Source organism: Chromobacterium sp. Panama, from assembly GCF_003052555.1.
Taxonomy (GTDB): domain Bacteria; phylum Pseudomonadota; class Gammaproteobacteria; order Burkholderiales; family Chromobacteriaceae; genus Chromobacterium.
The window spans coordinates 5,107,480-5,124,051 of sequence record NZ_QARX01000001.1; the positions used below are offsets into that span (position 1 = coordinate 5,107,480).

Genomic DNA, 16,572 nt, shown 5'->3' on the forward strand with positions numbered 1-16,572 from the left:
ATGCACCGTACCGACATCGCCACCCTGGGCCTGCTGGGCGCCGGCGTCATCGGCGGCGGCTGGGCCTGCCGCGCGCTGGCGGCCGGCCGCGACGTGCTGGCCTGGGACCCCGCGCCGCAGGCCGAGGCGCGTCTGCGCGCCCAAGTGGAGCGCGCCTGGCCGGCGCTGGAACGCCGCGGCCTGGCCGCCGGCGCCGCGCCCGAGCGGCTGCGCTTCGTCTCCCGGCTGGAAGACTGCGCCGCCGCCGCCGACTTCATCCAGGAAAGCGCGCCGGAAACGCTGGCGCTGAAACGGGAGCTGCATCGCCGCGCCGACGCGGCCGCGCCGGAGACGGTCATCATCGCCTCTTCCACCTCCGGCCTGCTGCCTTCCGAGTTTTATCAGGACGTCCGCCGTCCGGCGCGCTGCGTGGTGGGCCACCCCTTCAATCCGGTCTATCTGTTGCCGCTGGTCGAGGTGCTGGGCGGGCGCGACACCGCGCCGCAGGCGCTGGACGCCGCCGAACGCGTCTATACGGCGCTGGGCATGCGGCCGCTGCGCGTGCGTCACGAGGTGCCCGGCTTCATCGCCGACCGGCTGCTGGAGGCCCTGTGGCGGGAAGCGCTGCACCTGGTCAACGACGGCGTGGCCACCACCGGCGAAATCGACGACGCCATCCGCTTCGGCGCCGGCCTGCGCTGGGCCTTCATGGGCACCTTCCAGACTTACGCCCTGGCCGGCGGCGAAGCCGGCATGCGCCACTTTCTGAGCCAGTTCGGCCCGGCGCTGCAACTGCCCTGGACCCGGCTGCCGGCCCCGGACTTGAGCGAGGCGCTGATAGACCGGGTGGTGGACGGTTGCGCGCGTCAGCTGGGCCAACGCTCCATCGCCGATCTGGAGCGCTATCGCGACGACTGCCTGATTGGAATCATGGAAGCGGTGGCGGCCGCCAAGCGCAAGCATGGGCTGGCCGCGCATGAATAAGCGCCTCGTCCTGCTCCGCGCGCAAACGCGGCCGGAATGGCTGGACTACAACGGCCATGTCCGCGACGCCTATTACCTGCTGGTGTTCAGCCACGCGGTGGACGCGCTGATGGAGCGCATCGGCATGGACGCCGCGGCGCGCGAGCGCGGCGGCCACACCCTGTACACGGCGGAGCTGCATCTGCGCTATCTGCGCGAAATCCGCCAACAAGCCGAGCTAAGGGTGGAGGGGCGGCTGCTGGAGCACGACGCCAAGCGGCTGCGGCTCTATCTGAGCCTGCATCGCGACGAGGAGGCCGACGCCGCGGCCGGCTGCGAGCTGATGCTGCTCAATGTGGACCCCGGGCTGGGCCGGAGCGCGCCGTTCTCCGCGCCGGTGCGGCACAGCCTGGACGCGCTGGCGCGGCGGCAAGCCGGCCTGCCCTGGCCCGAGGATTGCGGCCGCCGCATCGAGATGCGCTGAGAAGCGGCTCACGCCTCGCGCCGCTCCGTCCCCGGCGCGCAGCCGAAGCGGCGGCGATAGGCGCGCGCGAAGTAGCTGGCGGACTCGAAGCCGCACGCCGCGCTGACCTGGGTGACGTTGAGCCCGCTCTGGCGCAGCAAGCGCCGGCCGTGTTCCAGGCGCAGGCCCAGATAAAAGACATTGGGCGCCGCGCCCAACTGGGCGCGGAACAAGCGTTGCAGCTGACGCGCCGTCACCCCCGCCCCGGCCGCCAAGGCCGCGCTGTCCAGCGGCGCGTCCATATGTTTTTCCATCAGGGCCAGGGCCTGGATCAGCTTGCGGCTGTGCACGCCGTAACGCGCGCCCAGTTCCAGCCTTTGATGATCGCTCTGGGCGCGGATGCGCCCCAGCACGAATTGCTCCGAAACCTGCACCGCCAGATCATGGCCATGGCTGCGCGCCATCAGGGCCAGCATCATGTCGATGGAGGCGGTGCCGCCGGCGGAACTGATGCGCCGCGGCCCCAGTTCGTAAAGCTCCTGCGTGGCGTTGAGCAAGGGATAGCGCTCGCGGAACGCCGGCAGCGCCTCCCAGTGCAGGGTCAGCCGCTGCTGCCGGAACAGTCCGGCCTCGGCCAGGACGAAACAGCCGGTGTCGATGCCGCCCAACACCCGGCCGGCGGCGTCCTGAGCGCGCAGCCAGGCCAGCAGGCCGGCGCCGCCGTGGCGCAGCGGATGAAAGCCGGCCACCACCAGCACCGCGTCGGCCGCCTCCGACTCGCCCCAGCCGCCATGCGCCGCCAAGGACATGCCGTTGCTGGCGACCACCGGCCGGCCATCGGCGCTCAGCAGCCGCCAGCGATAGGCGCCGCCGTGAAAGCGGTTGGCCACGCGCAAGGGCTCGGTGGCCGCCAGCAAACCCAGCATGGAAAACTCGGGCAGCAGCACAAAGCTGAAATCCCGCATGCTCAGCCCTTGTCCGCGGCAATGATGAAACCCATGGCGCGCCTTCGTTAAACATGTTTACAATCAACAGCCTACCGTTCATCCACTGAAAACGGCAAGCCGACGCGCGGCGATCCACGCCGGTCCGCGCCACGCCAGCCAATGGGACAGGTTGCCGATGCGGACATTTCCAATACCATATTGTTTCCATGGTTTTTTTCGGAACGGTGAATTTTTCCGCCCGCGCCGCGCCAGGCCGTCCGATAATGACCCACTGGCCGCAGTCGGCAGCGCGGGGCCGCCGACGCCCGTTCGCACCTGTTCATCATTGTGAAACTCAAGTCTCTTTTGGCTCTGGTCTGCCTGCTGGCAGGCATGCAGTGCGCGGCGGCGGAGCCGACACTGGTCTTCGCCTACAATCTGTTCCCGCCCTGGAAGACCATGGACGCCCATGGCGTGCCGCAAGGCCCGTACACCGAGCTGATGCGGGAGGTGGCCAGGCGCGCCAAGCTGCGGCTGGTCTTCCTGCCCTGCCCGCTGGCGCGCTGCCTGCAATACCTGCGCCAGGGCAAGGCCGATGTGGTGATCGGCGTGAAGAACACCGCCTCCCGCCGCGAATTCATCGACTTCATCGAACCCGCCTTCGCCAGCGGCAGCCGGCTGGCCCTGTACCAGCGCGCCGACGACCCGCGGCCGCTGCGCAGCTATCGCCAGCTCTATCCCTTTTTGATCGGCGTGGTGGAAGGCGTCCGCTATCAGGACGAGTTCGACGGCGATCTGCGCCTGCGGCGCGAGCCGGCCCCGTCGCTGGACTCCAACTTCCGCAAGCTCAAGGCCGGCCGCATCGACGCCTTGATCGCCGACGAGCGCCAAACCGCCGAGCTGGCCGCCGAAGCCGAATTCCGCCAGCACGTGAGACGCGCGCCGCTGCTGCTGTATTCGCCGGAGCCGCGCCGCATCGGCCTGTCTCCGCGCTCTCCGTACAAGCGCCGCATCTCGCTGGCGATGCGCTCCATGCTGCAGGACGGCACCGTGGCGCGGCTGCTGGCGGAAGCCCAGCGGCCGACCTCCTAGCCGGCCCCGCCGTCGCGCGCGCGCAACAGCCGGCGCCCGCCTCCGCGGCCGCGCGCGCCGGCTGGCAACTGGCGCTTGTCGCAGCTTTACAAGCCGCGCCATCAACGCTAGTGTCCTGCATAAGCCTTGCCGGCAGCATATGCGCGTCGACCGGCCGCACCCGCCTCCGCGCCTTGTTCCGCCTGCCCGCCAACGGCCGCTTCGCCGTCTTTCTTCCGCATTCCCGCTCCAACAGCCGCTGACTGGCCTCTGTCTGATTCACGTCACATCGCTGCTGTAGGGTTTTGCTAGCATCCGGCCCTTTCACTGTCGAAATTGTCCGACGGTATACGGTCGGCAATATAAGTGTTGCGCGGAAAAATCCCGCATGCCTTTAATTGAATTCAAACGCTCGTTCGATTTTGCGCCGCACGGGCGTTCGCTATCTGGAAACTTTGTTATCTAATCGCAGGAAAGGAAGACCATGCATATCGCTATCCCAGCCGAGAGGCTGGCCGGTGAACACCGCGTGGCCGCTACGCCGGACACGGTGAAGAAGCTCGTCGCCGGCGGCCACGCCGTCACGGTGGAAAGCGGCGCCGGCCTCGCGGCCGCGCAGCCGGACGCGGCCTATCAGGAAGCCGGAGCCGCCATCGCGGCGGACCGCGCCGCGGCGCTGGCCCAGGCCGACATCGTGCTGACGGTGCGCCCGCTGGACGAGGACGGCATCGCCGCGCTGAAGGACGGCGCGGCGCTGATCGGCCAGCTCAACCCCTATCACAACCACAGCCTGCCGGCGTTGGCCGCCAAGCGCGTCTCCGCCTTCGCGCTGGAGCTCTTGCCGCGCAGCACCCGCGCGCAGAGCATGGACGTGCTCTCCAGCCAGAACAATATCGCCGGCTACCGCGCGGTGCTGCTGGCCACCCAGCACTATCCGCGCTTCATGCCCATGCTGATGACCGCGGCCGGCACGGTGAAGCCGGCGCGGCTGCTGATCCTGGGCGTGGGCGTGGCCGGCCTGCAGGCCATCGCCACCGGCAAGCGCCTGGGCGCGGTGGTGGAGGCCTTCGACGTGCGGCCGGCCACCAAGGAGCAGGTGGAGTCGCTGGGCGCCAAGTTCATCGAGGTGCCGATGAGCGAGGAAGAAAAAATGGCCAATAGCGGCGTCTACGCCAAGGAAATGTCCGAGAGCTACCGCCAGCGCCAGGGCGAACTGGTGGCCAAGCACGCCAAGGCGGCGGACATCGTGATCACCACCGCGCTGATCCCCGGCAAGCCGGCGCCCAAGCTGCTGTCGGCCGATGTGGTGGCGGAGATGAAGCCCGGTTCGGTGATCGTGGACCTGGCGGCGGAAACCGGCGGCAACTGCGCGCTGACCCGGCCCGGCGAGACCGTGCGCCTGGACAACGGCGTCACCGTCGTCGGCCAGACCAATCTGCCCGGCCTGCTGGCGGCGGACGCCTCCAGCCTGTACGCCAAGAACCTGCTGACCTTCCTCGGCCTGCTGCTGACGCCGGAAGGCCTGAACCTCAATCTGGAAGACGAGATCCTGTCCGCCACGCTGGTGACCCACGCCGGCCAGGTCCGCTTCCCCGCCGCCGATTAAGGAGAACAAGATGGTCGATCCTTTCATCACCAGCCTCACCGTCTTCGTGCTGGCCGTCTTCGTCGGCTACCACGTGGTCTGGAACGTCACCCCGGCGCTGCACACCCCGCTGATGGCGGTGACCAACGCCATTTCCGGCATCATCATCGTCGGCGCCATGCTGCAGGTGGTGGACATCAACGGTTCCGAAATCACCCTCACCTCGGTGTTGGGCACCATCGGCATCTTCCTCGCCAGCATCAATATCTTCGGTGGCTTCCTGGTCACCCAGAGGATGCTGGACATGTTCAAGAAAAAGAAGAAATAAGGGACCACGATGGAAAACCTGTCCGCAATTCTTTATCTCGTAGCCGCGGTGCTGTTCATCCTGGCGCTCAAGGGCCTGTCCAGCCCCGCCTCCGCCTTGCGCGGCAACCTCTACGGCATGATAGGCATGCTCATCGCCGTGGCCACCACGCTGCTGATCATGGATAAGCCGGTGTTGGCGCTGATCGCCTCCGCCATCGTCGCCGGCGGCGCCATCGGCGCGTGGAAGGCCAAGACCGTGCAGATGACCGGCATGCCGGAACTGGTGGCGGCGATGCACTCGCTGGTGGGCCTGTCCGCGGTGCTGATCGCGGTGGCGGCCATCTTCCACAGCGGCGTGGAGCACACCCAGGTGCAAAAGGTGGAGCTGTTCATCGGCGCCTTCATCGGCGCGATCACCTTCACCGCCTCGGTGATCGCCTACGGCAAGCTGTCCGGCCGCTTCGGCTCCAAGGCCGTGAACTTCAAAGGCCAACACCTACTTAATCTGCTGCTGGCCGTCGCCATGGTCGGCTTCGGCGTGGTCTATTTCCTCAGCGACAGCCAGGCCGCCTTCCTGACCATGCTCGCCATCGCGCTGGCCTTGGGCGTGACGCTGATCATTCCGATCGGCGGCGCCGACATGCCGGTGGTGGTGTCCATGCTCAACTCCTACTCCGGCTGGGCGGCCGCCGGCATCGGCTTCACGCTGAACAATCCGGTGCTGATCATCGCCGGCGCTTGCGTCGGCGCCTCCGGCGCGATTCTGTCCTACATCATGTGCAAGGCGATGAACCGCTCCATCGTCGCGGTGCTGCTGGGCGGCTTCGGCGCCGAGGCGGGCACGGGCGGCGGCGCCGGCGACGGCGGGCCCAAGAACCACAAATCCGGCTCCGCCGAGGACGCGGCCTTCCTGATGGCCAACGCCGACAGCGTGATCATCGTGCCCGGCTACGGCCTGGCGGTGTCCCGCGCCCAGCACGCCTTGCAGGAATTCGCCGAAATCCTGCATCAGAAAGGCGTCAACGTGCGCTACGCCATCCACCCGGTGGCGGGCCGGATGCCGGGCCATATGAATGTGCTGCTGGCCGAAGCCGAAGTGCCCTACGAACAGGTGCAGGAGATGGAGGAGATCAACTCCGACTTCTCCAACACCGACGTGGTGCTGGTGATAGGCGCCAACGACGTGGTCAACCCGGCCGCGCAGAAGGACAAGACCAGCCCGATCTACGGCATGCCCATCCTGGACGCGCACAAATCGCGCAGCGTGATCGTGGTCAAGCGCTCGATGAACGCCGGCTACGCGGGTCTGGACAATGAGCTGTTCTATATGGACAAGACCATGATGGTGTTCGGCGACGCCAAGAAGGTGGTGGAGGAGCTGCTCAGGGGAGTGGAGCAGCTGTAAGGCGCCGCCCCATGCCTCCGGCATTTCAAAACCGCCCAATGTTTTAAGCTTGGGCGGTTTTTTGTTTCCATCTATTTCTATCCCCGCTTTTCCGCCCCGCCGCGCTTCACAAGCGGCGCCCGCCCGGTGTATTGTAAACAAATATTAGTTTTTGTTTATACATGGAGTATGGCAATGCAAAATACTGGCTTCTCCGCCCGTCGCCTGGCGGCGCTGTGGCTGGGCGCGCTGGCCTTGCCGCTGCCGGCGCTGGCCATGCCCAATCTGCAGGGAACCGAATGGCGGATGGTGGAACCCGCGCCGGTGGGCCAAACGGCGCCCACCCTGGCTTTCCACCCGGGCAAGATGACCGGCTTCGCCGGCTGCAACCGCTTCGTCCGCACCCTGGACGCCCAGGGCAAGCCGCAGGTGGCCACCACCCGCATGGCCTGCCGGCCGCCGCTGATGGAGATGGAGCAGCACTTCGTCGCCTTCCTCTCCAGCCCCTTCCGCGTCTTGCCGGACGGCCGCGCGCAGAAACTGGTGCTGAAATCGGAGCGCGCCGAATACCGCTTCGTGCGCCTGACCCCGGACGCCGATCCGGCGGCGCAGCCGGCCAAGCTGCAATACCTGTACGTGGCGCCGGAACGCCAGGCCTGCCGCAACGGCGAAGCCGCGCGCGACTGCCTGCAGGTGCGCGAACTCGCGGAACAGAGCTGGCGGCCGCTGCAAGGCGAAATCGCCGGCTTCCACCCCAAGCCCGGCGTCAGCTATTACATCAAGCTGAAACCGGCGGAGCAGGCCGATGCCGGCTCGCGCTGGACGCTGGACCGCATCGTTTACAGCGAGGAAGTCAGCAAGCTGCGCTGAACTCTTGAGAACGGCGGGCGCTCCAAGTGCAGCCCGTCCCCGCCCTTAACCACGGAACATCGATAATGAAAAAATCGCTTTTGCTCGCCGCACTGACCGCAGCCGCCCTGAGCGCCTGCGCCACCCCGCAAACCGGAGCCAAAATGGACGCCCAAGCGGATATCAAACTGGAGGCGCTGGCCGGCCAATGGAAGCAGGACGCCGCCGAACACCCGATCACTCTCAGCTTCAAGGACGGCGGCGTGTCCGCCCGCGCCGGCTGCAACGGCATGTTCGGCCCGGTGTCGCTGGAAGGCGGCCAGCTGGTCAGCAAGCAGTTGGCCAGCACCTTGATGATGTGTCCGCCGGAGGCGATGGAGCGCGACCGCGCGCTGGCCGCCTTCCTGGGCGCCAAGCCCGCGGTCAAGCTGGCCGGCGACAAGCTGACCCTGCAGGCCGGCGACAAGACGCTGAGCTTTGACCGCCAGCCCTCGCTGGAAGGCGGCGTCACCCGCTTCGTCTACGTCGCCGCCGAGCGCAAGCCCTGCACCGGCGTGGCGCCGATGCAATGCCTGCAGATCCGCGAAAGCAAGGATCAGCCGTGGCAGCTGCACTACGGCGAGATCGAGGGCTTCAAGCCGGAGCCGGGCATCGCCTACCGTCTACGCCTGAAGGAATTCAAGGTGGCGAACCCGCCGGCCGACGCTTCGTCCCTCCGCTGGGTGCTGGACATGGTGGTGGAGCAGGAAGTCGTTAAGAAATAACAGCCCATTCACGAGCTCGCGAGCAAGACCGGGCGTTGCGGCGGAGAAAGCGGAGCGCACACAGGGCGCATGAGCATTTCTAGGCTGTTTTCAACGCCGTATCGCCGCCGCGCGGCAAATCGTGCACAACGGTGGCGTGATCCAAACAAAACGCGAGGCCTCGGCCTCGCGTTTTCATTGGTCCGCCGTCCGGCTCAGCACTTGCAGTCGTCGGCGTTGACCTGGCGGTACAGCTCGATCAAACGGCGGGTGGAGCTGTCGTGCTCGGCGTGCTTGAGCTTGCCGGTCAGTTCCGCGTGTATGGTCTTGGCCAATTGCTTGCCCAGTTCCACGCCCCACTGGTCGAAGCTGTTGATGTGCCAGATCACCCCCTGAACGAAGATCTTGTGCTCGTACAGCGCGATCAGCGAGCCCAGATTGCGCGGGTTCAAGCGGCTCATCAGCAGGGTGTTGGTGGGGCGGTTGCCGCCGAACACCTTGTGCGGCACCAGCGCTTCCAGCGCCTCGCCCTTGAGGCCCTGCTCCGCCAGCTCCGCGCGCACCTCGTCCGCGGTCTTGCCGCGCATGAAGGCCTCGGCCTGGGCGAAGACGTTGGCCAGCAGGATTTCATGGTGGCCGGGCAGGCTGGAGCAGTTCTGCACCGAGGCGATCAGATCGATCGGCGAGATATGGGTGCCCTGGTGCAAAAGCTGGAAGAAGGCGTGCTGGCCGTTGATGCCGGTCTCGCCCCAGATGATGGGCGCGGTTTCGAAATTCACCGGCTGGCCGTCCAGCATCACCTGCTTGCCGTTGGACTCCATGTCCAGTTGCTGGATGAAGGCCGGCAGACGGTGCAGGTATTGATCGTAGGGCGCGATCACATGGCTGCCGCCGCCGTAGTAGTTGATGTACCAGACGCCTATCATGGCCAGCAGCACCGGCATGTTCTGCTCGAACGGCGCGTTTCTGAAATGCTGGTCCATGATGTGGGCGCCGTTGAGGAGTTCGGTGAAGTTCTCCTCGCCCAGGTAGAGCATGATGGGCAGGCCGATGGCCGACCACAGGCTGTAGCGGCCGCCCACCCAGTCCCAGAATTCGAACATATTCGACGGGTCGATGCCGAAGTCCGCCACCGCCTTCTGGTTGGTGGACACCGCGACGAAGTGCTTGGCCACCGCGCTTTCATCGCGCGAGCGCTGCAAGAACCAGTCGCGTGCGGTCAGCGCGTTGGTCAGCGTCTCCTGGGTGGTGAAGGTCTTGGACTCCACCACGAACAGCGTGGTCTCGGAATGGACCTTTTTCAGCGTTTCCTTGAGCTGGGCGCCGTCCACATTGGAGACGAAGTGCATGTTCAGCCGCGGGTGGCCGAAGGGCTTGAGCGCGCTACAGACCATCAGCGGGCCCAGGTCCGAGCCGCCGATGCCGATGTTGACGATGTCGGTGATGGGCTGATTGGTATAGCCCAGCCATTCGCCGGAGCGCACCGCGTGGGCGAACTTGCCCATGCGCTCCAGCACCGAATTGACCTTGGGCATCACGTCTTCGCCGTCCACATGGATGGGCGAATTGGTGCGGTTGCGCAAGGCCACGTGCAGCACCGCGCGGTTTTCGGTGCTGTTGAGCTTCTCGCCCTTGAACATGGCCTTGATCTTGGCCGGCAGCCCGGCTTCGCGCGCCAGCTGCATCAGGCCCTTCAGGGTGTCGTCGGTAATGCGGTTTTTGGAGTAATCGAGGAACAGGCCGCCCACCTCCAGCGCATAGCGCTCCGCCCGCTCCGGATCGGAGACGAACAAATCGCGCATGTGCTGGTGCTTGGCCTCGGCAAAATGGTCCCATAGTGCCTGCCAGGCCGGTAGTTCGGTCAGTTCGCTCATGATGGTCAATCCTCTTCGGTTTTGTTGTCCAGCCTTCGGTTCTTCAGGCTGTGCTTGGTTTTTTCCAGCTGGCTGATCAGGCCCGGCCCGCGCTTGAGCGCCACGCTCACCGCCAGGATGTCGATCTGCACCAGGTGCACGATGCGCGAAATCATCGGGCTATAGGTTTCATTGTCTTCCAGCGTGTCTGCGATCAAGGCCACGGTGGAGCGGCGCGCCAGCGGCGAACCGCTGGTGGTCAGCGCCACCACGCTGGCGCCGGCGGACAGCGCCACGTCCACGGCCTCCAGCAATTCCAGCGTGCGACCGGAGCTGGAGATCGCCACCAGCACGTCGCCCGGGCCCAGCACCGAGGCCGCCATCATCTGGATGTGAGTGTCGGAATAGGCGACGGTGGGAATGCCGAAGCGGAAGAATTTGTGCTGGGCGTCCGCGGCGATGATGCCGGAGTTGCCCAGGCCGTAGAATTCGATGCGGCGCGCGTCGGTCAACAAGCGGACCGCGGATTCTATCGATTGCGGATTGACGTCGTTGCGGCACTTGAGCAGCGCGGACACGGTGTTGTCGAACACCTTGGCGACGATTTCCGAAGTCGGATCTTCCGGGCGCACGCTGGAATGCACATAGGGCACGCCGGTGACCAGGCTGCCGGCCAGCTTCAGTTTGAAGTCCGGCAGGCCGGAACAGCCCACGGTGCGGCAAAAGCGGATCACGGTGGGCTGGCTGACGCCGGCGTTCTTGGCGATGTCGGCCACCGCCGCCTGGATCACGGTGTAAGGCTGTTCCAGCACCAGCTCGGCCACTTTGCGCTCGGCCGAGGACAGGATCTCCAATTGGCTCCTGATACGTTCAAGCATGTATTTACTCTCCTGCCGCGCCGTCGTCAGGATGCGCCCGGAGTCGGGCGCGGGCGCTCGCCAGTTCGGCCGCCAGATGGGCGGCCACGCCCGGCAGAGCCGGGTAGGAGCTGACGATCAGATAGACCGGAATCGCGGCCAGATAGCCGGACATCCGTCCCTTATCCTCGAAGCGGCGGCGGAATGGTGATTGTTCAAAAAAACCGCGTAGACGCGGCACGATACCACCACCTAGATACACGCCGCCACGGGCGCCGAGATTCAGGGCCAGATTCGCCGCCGCGCCGCCCAGCATGCCGCAGAACACTTCCAGGGTTTCGCGGCAGCGCGGACAGGCGCCGGACAGACCGCGCGCGGTGACCTCGGCCGGGTCCAGCGCCGCGGCCGTTTCGCCGGCCCGCTCGCACAAGGCCTGATAAATCAAGGGGATGCCGGAGCCGGACAACAGACGCTCGGCGGACACGTGGCCGAAGCGCCGCATCGCGTAAAGCCAGATGTCGGCCTCGCGCTCGTCGAAGGGGGCGAAGCCGACGTGGCCGCCCTCGCCGGACAAGGGCGCATGGCCGCCCGGATAGGGAATCAGCGCCGACACGCCCAGGCCGGTGCCGGGGCCGATCAGCGCCAGCGGCGCGCCGGCTTCCGCCTCGCCGCCGCCGATTTGCAGCAGTTCGCTCGCCGGCAGATGCGGCAGGGCCAGCGCCAGCGCGGTGAAATCGTTGATCACCAACAGCGTGGTCAGGCCCAGCGCCTGGCGCGTGGCCTCGATGGAGAAGGCCCAATGGTGATTGGTCATCTGCACCCAGTCGCCCAGCACCGGGTTGGCGATGCCGAAAGCCGCGTGGGCGACCGCACGCGCGCCGGCTAGGTCCAGATAGGCGCGCACCGCGTCCAGCAGCGTGGGATGGCCGGCGCAGGGCAGCACCTCGATGTCCTCGATCACGCCGGGCGCGGTCTCCAGCGCGAAGCGGGCGTTGCTGCCGCCGATGTCGGCCAGCAGCCGCGGCCATTGCTCAGGCAGACCAGTAGACATCCAGCTCCACCTTGTTCTGAGCCAGGAAATGGCTGATGGGCAGCGCGTCGCTGACGCCCTGGGCGGCGGCGTCCAGCACCTGACGCTTCTTGTCGCCCTGGATGGACAGGATCAGGCAGCCGGCGCGCAAGAGCGCGGCGTAACTCATCGACACCCGGCGGTGCGGCGCGGTCTTGGGCGTCACCGCCAGGAAGGCGGCGGCGGACGCCGGGTCCAGGCCGGCCGCCAACTCGTCGGCGCCGGGGAATAGCGAAGCGGTGTGACCGTCCTCGCCCATGCCCAGGATGGCGACGGTGGGCGGAACGAAAGCGGCGTTGGCGCGCGCCACGTCGGCGTCGATGTCCGCGGCGTCGCCGACCAGGGGCAGGAAGCGCGCCTCCACGGCGCGGTCGCGCAGCAAGTGGACGCGCACCAGCGCGGCGTTGCTGTCCGGATGGCTGTCCGGCACAAAACGCTCATCCACCAGGGTGACGGTCACCTTGGACCAGTCTATCGCCATGGTGCTGAGCATATGGAAGAAGGGGATTGGCGATTTGCCGCCGGACACCGCCAGCACGGCGGCGCCCTGGCTGGCGATGGCGGCGGACAGCCGCGAGGCCACGCTATTGGCCAGCGCGGTGGACTGTTGCTCGCTATCGGAGAATTCTACGCAGTTCATCAGCGGCGCTCCGCGGGTAAGAAGTTAAGGTCAGCATCGCCGCCCCGAGATCGGGACGCACCACAAACGGTCAGCATGGGACAGCCATCGTCGCGAGCGCCTTGAGATCGAAGCGAGACGCGCAGCCATACGGTAGTACGGCGAGCACCGCAGCATTCGAGATCGGGACGCACCACAAACGGTCAGCATGGGACAGCCATCGTCGCGAGCGCCTCGAGGTCGAAGCGAGACGCGCAGCCGTACGGTAGTACAACGAGCACCGCGGCATTCGAGATCGGGACGCGCAGCAGATGGATCAGCATTCCTCGTGCCAGCCTATCCCATCGCGCGATAGCAAAGCGCTGGACGCCGCCGGGCCCCAGGTGCCGGCGGTGTACTGCTTGGGCGGCAGATTGCTGCTGCGGCTCCAGCTGTCCATGATGGGCTCCACCCAGCGCCAAGCCTCGATCAGCTCGTCGCGGCGCATGAACAGCGCCAGCTTGCCGCGGATCACGTCCAGCAGCAGGCGTTCGTAGGCGTCGGCGCGGCGCACTTTGAAGGCTTTATAGAAGTCCAGGTCGAGGTAGGCCGGCTGCAGGCGCATATTGTCGCCCGGCTCCTTGGCCAGGAAGTACAGGCGGATGCTTTCTTCCGGCTGCAGGCGGATCACCAGCCGGTTGGCGGTGTGGCTGCCGCTCATCGGGCCGTTGAACAGCTGGTGCGGCACGTCGCGGAAGTTGATGACGATCTCGGCGACCCGCTCCTGCATCCGCTTGCCGGTGCGCAGGAAGAAGGGCACGCCGGCCCAGCGCCAGTTGTCGATCTCGGCCTTGAGCGCGACGAAGGTTTCGGTCTGGCTGTCGGCGGGGATGCCTTGCTCGTTCAGATAGCCGACCACCGGCTGGCCGCCGACGGCGCCGGCCTTGTACTGGCCGCGCACGGTCTTGGCCGCCACGTCCTGTTCGCTGAACGGGCGCAGGGCCTTCAGCACCTTGAGCTTTTCGTCGCGCACCGCGTCGGCTTCCATATTGGCCGGCGGCTCCATCGCCACAATGCACAGCAGTTGCAACAGGTGGTTCTGCACCATGTCGCGCAGCGCGCCGGTGCCGTCGTAGAAATCGCCGCGGCTGCCCACGCCCAGATCTTCGGAGATGGTGATCTGCACATCGTGTATCCATTCGCGCCGCCACAGCGGCTCGAACAGCGCGTTGGCGAAGCGGATCGCCATCAGGTTCTGCACCGATTCCTTGCCCAGGTAGTGGTCGATCCGGTACAGCTGCTCTTCCTTGAAGAAGCGCGCCACGTCGTCGTTGATCTCGTTGGAGGAATCCAGGTCGGTGCCCAGCGGCTTTTCCAGCACCACGCGCACATTGCCGCTATTGAGGCCCACCGCCGCCAGGTTCTCGCAGATGCCGGCGAACAGATTGGGCGCGGTGGCCAGATAACAGACCACCACGCGGTCGTCGTCGCCCTTGAGCTTGTCCGCCAGCGCCGGGAAATCCCGCGGCTGCGAGGCGTCCACTTTCAGGTATTCGATCCGCGCACAGAAGCTGTCCCAGGCGGCGGCGTCGAAATGGGCTTTGACGTGCTGGCGCGAGTTCTTCTCGACAAAGGCCAGGTAGTCGTCGCGGCTCAAGTCCTTGCGGCCCAGCGCCAGGATGCGGCCCTGCTGATTGAGCAGGCCGGCGGCGTGCGCCTGATACAAGGAGGGCAGCAGCTTGCGCATCACCAGATCGCCGGCGCCGCCGAACAAGACCATATCGAAGGCCGGGGTTGGCGTAGTACGGGTATCCATCCTGATCTTCCATCTCGAGACGTTTGTAGATGTAGTTATATTACCACCAGCTTTTACCTTGTCCATGTCATCTCACTGACGCAGGCCGCTTTTGCAACACCTTTTGCCCCAAAGCAAACAATTCTCCCAATCGCAGCACTGGCGGGTGTTGCCTCGCGCCGCCGGGCGTATCATGGCGGGACGGCGCTGGAGCGCGTCTTGCATTTTGAGTGTAGTAAAACTACTATCAACCCACTTCAACACGGAACGTCATCATGGCCTTGCATTCCACCCTGTCCGCCGTTACCGAGCGCATCGTCAACCGGAGCCGGGCAACGCGCGCCGCCTACCTGGACCGCTTGCGCGCAGCAGCCCATCAGGGAAGGGTGGAGCGCTCGCAATTGTCGTGTACCAATTTGGCCCACGCCTTCGCCGCCATGCCCGACGGCATCAAGATACATCTAAAGGAAGAGCACCGCCCCAATCTGGCCATCGTCTCTTCCTATAACGACATGCTGTCCGCCCACCAGCCGCTGGAAACCTATCCGGCGCAGCTGAAGGAGGCGGCGCTGGCCGCCGGCGCCACCGCCCAGTTCGCCGGCGGCGTGCCGGCGATGTGCGACGGCGTGACCCAGGGCCAGCCGGGCATGGAGCTGTCCCTGTTCTCCCGCGACATCATCGCGATGAGCACCGCGGTGGCGCTGTCCCACCAGATGTTCGACGCCGCGCTGTATCTGGGCGTGTGCGACAAGATCGTGCCCGGCCTGCTGATAGGCGCGCTGTCCTTCGGCCACCTGCCGGCGGTGTTCGTTCCCGCCGGTCCGATGACCACCGGCATCGCCAACGATGAAAAAGCCAAGGTGCGCCAGTTGTACGCCGAAGGCAAGGTGGGCCGCGACGCGCTGCTGGAATCCGAATGCCAGTCCTACCACGGCCCCGGCACCTGTACCTTCTACGGCACCGCCAACTCCAATCAGATGCTGATGGAGATCATGGGCCTGCACCTGCCCGGCGCCGCCTTCGTCAACCCGGGCACCCCGCTGCGCGAGGCGCTGACCCGCGCCGCCGCCCATCAGGCGGCCAAGATCGCCGCCCAGGGCAAGGCCTTCACCCCGGTGGGCGAGATGATAGATGAGAAGTCCATCGTCAACGCCATCGTCGGCCTGCTGGCCACCGGCGGCTCCACCAACCACACCATGCACATCGTCGCCATCGCCCGCGCCGCCGGCATTGATGTGAACTGGGACGATTTCGACGAGCTCTCCGCCGTGGTGCCGCTCTTGGTCCGCGCCTACCCCAACGGCAAGGCCGACGTGAACCACTTCCACGCCGCCGGCGGCATGGGCTTCGTGATCCGCGAACTGCTGTCCGCCGGCCTGCTGCACGAGGACGTGGGCACCGTGGCCGGCCGCGGCCTGTCTCGCTACGCGCAGGAACCGTGGCTGGATCAGGGCGAACTCAAATGGCGGGACGCGCCCGCCGACAGCGGCGACGACAGCGTGCTGCGCACCGCCGCCGACCCCTTCTCCGCCGACGGCGGCCTCAAGCTGCTGTCCGGCAAGCTGGGCCGCGCGGTGATCAAGGTGTCCGCGGTCAAGCCGGAACACCGGGTGGTGGAAGCGCCGGCGGTGATCTTCCACGACCAGAACGACATGCTGGCGGCGTTCAAGCGCGGCGAGCTGGAAAAAGACTTCATCGCGGTGATCCGCTTCCAGGGCCCGCGCGCCAACGGCATGCCGGAACTGCACAAACTGACCCCGGCCTTGAGCATCTTGCAAGAGCGCGGCTTCAAGGTGGCCCTGGTCACCGACGGCCGCATGTCCGGCGCCTCCGGCAAGGTGCCGGCCGCCATCCACGTCTCACCGGAAGCCCTGTCCGGCGGACCGATCGGCAAGGTGCGCGACGGCGACCCGGTGCGGCTGGACGCCAATAGCGGCGAGTTGACCGTGCTGGTGGACGAGGCCGAATGGGCCGCGCGCGAATCGGCGCAGGCTGATCTGACGCATAATGATTTTGGCATGGGCCGGGACTTGTTCGCGGTGTTCCGTTCGGTGGCCGACCACGCCGAAGCCGGCGCCACCAGCTTCCGCCATCCCGACTTCCACCCCGCTTCTTGGAGAAAATGAAT

General features: G+C 66.3%; 15 protein-coding genes. 9 read left to right on the plus strand and 6 right to left on the minus strand.

From position 1 onward, the window contains the following. Both DB032_RS23000 and DB032_RS23005 read left to right on the plus strand, forming a co-directional pair. Positions 1-963 carry an L-carnitine dehydrogenase gene (locus tag DB032_RS23000; protein WP_107801499.1) on the plus strand — a complete coding sequence of 321 codons (963 nt, stop codon included), beginning with the start codon at positions 1-3 and terminating at the stop codon, positions 961-963. Beyond that, entirely contained in the window at positions 956-1,426 is a 471-nt protein-coding gene (locus DB032_RS23005; protein ID WP_107801500.1) for a thioesterase family protein, read from the plus strand. Before DB032_RS23000 ends, DB032_RS23005 begins: the two co-directional genes overlap by 8 nt. Positions 1,427-1,434: 8 nt before the next feature. Here the strand turns inward: DB032_RS23005 and DB032_RS23010 are convergent, their stop codons facing one another. Continuing rightward, positions 1,435-2,370 carry a GlxA family transcriptional regulator gene (locus DB032_RS23010; RefSeq protein ID WP_107801501.1) on the minus strand — a complete coding sequence of 312 codons (936 nt, stop codon included), beginning with the start codon at positions 2,368-2,370 and terminating at the stop codon, positions 1,435-1,437. A 327-nt stretch (positions 2,371-2,697) separates the two neighbouring features. On the opposite strand from DB032_RS23010, the gene DB032_RS23015 reads away from it, so the two are divergent. The 6 genes from DB032_RS23015 to DB032_RS23040 all read left to right on the plus strand — a co-directional run bounded on the left by DB032_RS23015 (position 2,698) and on the right by DB032_RS23040 (position 8,293). Next, positions 2,698-3,423 carry an ABC transporter substrate-binding protein gene (locus tag DB032_RS23015; RefSeq protein ID WP_107801502.1) on the plus strand — a complete coding sequence of 242 codons (726 nt, stop codon included), beginning with the start codon at positions 2,698-2,700 and terminating at the stop codon, positions 3,421-3,423. A 463-nt stretch (positions 3,424-3,886) separates the two neighbouring features. Next, complete coding sequence (locus tag DB032_RS23020) at positions 3,887-5,008, plus strand: Re/Si-specific NAD(P)(+) transhydrogenase subunit alpha (RefSeq protein WP_107801503.1); 1,122 nt, start codon at positions 3,887-3,889, stop codon at positions 5,006-5,008. Positions 5,009-5,018: 10 nt separating this feature from the next. Then, positions 5,019-5,315, plus strand: a complete 297-nt coding sequence (locus DB032_RS23025; RefSeq protein ID WP_019101645.1) for a proton-translocating transhydrogenase family protein — start codon at positions 5,019-5,021, stop codon at positions 5,313-5,315. Positions 5,316-5,324: 9 nt separating this feature from the next. Beyond that, a complete protein-coding gene (locus DB032_RS23030; RefSeq protein ID WP_107801504.1) occupies positions 5,325-6,701 on the plus strand; it encodes an NAD(P)(+) transhydrogenase (Re/Si-specific) subunit beta in 1,377 nt (458 codons plus the stop codon). A 174-nt stretch (positions 6,702-6,875) separates the two neighbouring features. Then, positions 6,876-7,550, plus strand: coding sequence for an META and DUF4377 domain-containing protein (locus DB032_RS23035; protein ID WP_158274403.1), 675 nt, complete (start codon positions 6,876-6,878; stop codon positions 7,548-7,550). Positions 7,551-7,615: 65 nt separating this feature from the next. After that, positions 7,616-8,293, plus strand: coding sequence for an META and DUF4377 domain-containing protein (locus DB032_RS23040; protein WP_107801506.1), 678 nt, complete (start codon positions 7,616-7,618; stop codon positions 8,291-8,293). 194 nt (positions 8,294-8,487) lie between these two features. Here DB032_RS23040 and pgi read toward each other — a convergent pair whose 3' ends face one another. From pgi to zwf, 5 genes are all read right to left on the minus strand, one after another. Beyond that, positions 8,488-10,146: a glucose-6-phosphate isomerase gene (pgi, locus tag DB032_RS23045; RefSeq protein ID WP_107801507.1), complete on the minus strand. Its 1,659-nt coding sequence runs from the start codon at positions 10,144-10,146 to the stop codon at positions 8,488-8,490. A gap of 5 nt (positions 10,147-10,151) precedes the next feature. Further along, positions 10,152-11,003: a transcriptional regulator HexR gene (gene hexR / locus DB032_RS23050; protein WP_048415130.1), complete on the minus strand. Its 852-nt coding sequence runs from the start codon at positions 11,001-11,003 to the stop codon at positions 10,152-10,154. Positions 11,004-11,007: 4 nt separating this feature from the next. Then, a complete protein-coding gene (locus DB032_RS23055; RefSeq protein ID WP_107801508.1) occupies positions 11,008-12,033 on the minus strand; it encodes a glucokinase in 1,026 nt (341 codons plus the stop codon). After that, entirely contained in the window at positions 12,014-12,691 is a 678-nt protein-coding gene (gene pgl / locus DB032_RS23060; protein ID WP_107801509.1) for a 6-phosphogluconolactonase, read from the minus strand. Before pgl ends, DB032_RS23055 begins: the two co-directional genes overlap by 20 nt. Before the next feature lie 295 nt (positions 12,692-12,986). Further along, a complete protein-coding gene (gene zwf / locus DB032_RS23065) occupies positions 12,987-14,465 on the minus strand; it encodes a glucose-6-phosphate dehydrogenase (RefSeq protein WP_107801510.1) in 1,479 nt (492 codons plus the stop codon). A gap of 254 nt (positions 14,466-14,719) precedes the next feature. On the opposite strand from zwf, the gene edd reads away from it, so the two are divergent. Continuing rightward, positions 14,720-16,570 (plus strand): phosphogluconate dehydratase, encoded by a 1,851-nt coding sequence (gene edd / locus DB032_RS23070; RefSeq protein ID WP_107801511.1) that lies wholly within the window; start codon positions 14,720-14,722, stop codon positions 16,568-16,570. Positions 16,571-16,572 lie beyond the last annotated feature (2 nt).

Coding starts and splice junctions, on each gene's coding strand:
- DB032_RS23000 (WP_107801499.1), top strand. CDS start 1: ATGCACCGTACCGACATCGCCACCCTGGGCCTGCTGGGCGCCGGCGTC.
- DB032_RS23005 (WP_107801500.1), top strand. CDS start 956: ATGAATAAGCGCCTCGTCCTGCTCCGCGCGCAAACGCGGCCGGAATGG.
- DB032_RS23010 (WP_107801501.1), bottom strand. CDS start 2,370: ATGCGGGATTTCAGCTTTGTGCTGCTGCCCGAGTTTTCCATGCTGGGT.
- DB032_RS23020 (WP_107801503.1), top strand. CDS start 3,887: ATGCATATCGCTATCCCAGCCGAGAGGCTGGCCGGTGAACACCGCGTG.
- DB032_RS23025 (WP_019101645.1), top strand. CDS start 5,019: ATGGTCGATCCTTTCATCACCAGCCTCACCGTCTTCGTGCTGGCCGTC.
- DB032_RS23030 (WP_107801504.1), top strand. CDS start 5,325: ATGGAAAACCTGTCCGCAATTCTTTATCTCGTAGCCGCGGTGCTGTTC.
- DB032_RS23035 (WP_158274403.1), top strand. CDS start 6,876: ATGCAAAATACTGGCTTCTCCGCCCGTCGCCTGGCGGCGCTGTGGCTG.
- DB032_RS23040 (WP_107801506.1), top strand. CDS start 7,616: ATGAAAAAATCGCTTTTGCTCGCCGCACTGACCGCAGCCGCCCTGAGC.
- pgi (WP_107801507.1), bottom strand. CDS start 10,146: ATGAGCGAACTGACCGAACTACCGGCCTGGCAGGCACTATGGGACCAT.
- hexR (WP_048415130.1), bottom strand. CDS start 11,003: ATGCTTGAACGTATCAGGAGCCAATTGGAGATCCTGTCCTCGGCCGAG.
- DB032_RS23055 (WP_107801508.1), bottom strand. CDS start 12,033: ATGTCTACTGGTCTGCCTGAGCAATGGCCGCGGCTGCTGGCCGACATC.
- pgl (WP_107801509.1), bottom strand. CDS start 12,691: ATGAACTGCGTAGAATTCTCCGATAGCGAGCAACAGTCCACCGCGCTG.
- zwf (WP_107801510.1), bottom strand. CDS start 14,465: ATGGATACCCGTACTACGCCAACCCCGGCCTTCGATATGGTCTTGTTC.
- edd (WP_107801511.1), top strand. CDS start 14,720: ATGGCCTTGCATTCCACCCTGTCCGCCGTTACCGAGCGCATCGTCAAC.